The following is a 641-nucleotide window of genomic DNA, read 5'->3' as shown; positions in this document are numbered from 1 at the left end:
TTCCTCACCCATACCTGGAAGACCCTTGCCCGCGTCATCGCCGAAACCGGCGTGAATGCGGACCTGTTCAAGGCGCCGGAAACGGTTCCGAAAACGCTGAAGCGGCGCGTCTCGGCAGAGCTGAAGCGGCTCGGCGTGCTGCTCCGCCGTCTGATCTTCCTGATGACTTTTCGGGTGGAGTTGGCGCCAGTGACGCCGCGGCCTGGGTCGAACCATTTCGAGAAAGCGGAGGGCGAGACGCAGTCGAAGTACACCTTCTCGCTTGTCCCAACACAGGCAGACGAAACACCGGACTTCCTGCGCGGGCCGGTCACGGTCCCGGAGCGCGAGCCCAGCCTCGCTGCGTCCCTGATCGCCCGCTGGCAGGCCATGCTGGACACGCTGAAACATGCCAACCGCCGCGCCAAATGCCTGGCCCGCACGATCCAGCGCCGGAAAGCGAATGGCGAGCCGAAGCCCTACATCGTGCTCGTCCCCGGAACGCATGCCATGCACCGCGCCGTGGCCTTCGTCTCGGGCGGGCTCACCGTCCAGCTGATCGAGGCGCTGCGAGACTGGCCGGTACCCAATAGAGGTTGATCCCAGCCAAAATCAGGAATCTCGCCGGAGCGCGGACGCGTTTCCGGGTAAAGGTGCTGGGC

At 65.1% G+C, this 641-nt stretch carries 1 protein-coding gene; it reads left to right on the top strand.

Annotated features, from left to right (window positions below):
• Positions 1–579: hypothetical protein (locus HY26_RS18950; protein ID WP_158531406.1), on the top strand; the 579-nt coding region annotated here is incomplete at its 5' end.
• Between the last annotated feature and the right edge of the window lie 62 nt (positions 580–641).

Origin of the sequence: Hyphomonas sp. GM-8P, assembly GCF_003263315.1 — a bacterium.
In the GTDB taxonomy this organism is placed as follows: Bacteria; Pseudomonadota; Alphaproteobacteria; order Caulobacterales; family Hyphomonadaceae; genus Hyphomonas.
The sequence above is the reverse complement of the archived record's forward strand: the minus strand, read 5'-3'. Positions and strand labels throughout refer to the sequence as shown.